The organism is Pseudomonas oryzihabitans (genome assembly GCF_032027545.1).
Classification (GTDB): domain Bacteria; phylum Pseudomonadota; class Gammaproteobacteria; order Pseudomonadales; family Pseudomonadaceae; genus Chryseomonas; species Chryseomonas oryzihabitans_F.
In genome coordinates this window covers 1-297 of the sequence record NZ_JAVSJB010000129.1, presented here as the reverse complement: position 1 = coordinate 297, position 297 = coordinate 1, and the positions used below count along the sequence as shown (strand labels likewise).

1 protein-coding gene is annotated in these 297 nt (G+C 68.0%); it reads left to right on the top strand.

The window, feature by feature from the left end; all coding sequences use genetic code 11:
* Nucleotides 1-297 (top strand): pyridoxal-phosphate dependent enzyme (locus RND78_RS28025; protein ID WP_312733511.1); only part of this gene is annotated, 297 nt, incomplete at both ends.

Genomic DNA, 297 nt, shown 5'->3' with positions numbered 1-297 from the left:
CTGGCCGAGGCCTTGCGCCTGGTCGAAGAGCAGGGCTACACCTTCGTCCCGCCCTATGACGATCCGGACGTCATCGCCGGCCAGGGCACCGTGGCCATGGAGATCCTGCGCCAGCATCCCGGGCGGCTGGATGCCATCTTCGTCCCGGTCGGCGGTGGCGGCTTGATCGCTGGTATAGCGGCGTACGTCAAATACCTGCGGCCCGAAATCAGGGTGATCGGTGTCGAACCCGACGACTCCAACTGCCTGCAGCAGGCCATGGCCGCCGGCGAGCGGGTGGTCTTGCCGCGGGTGGGG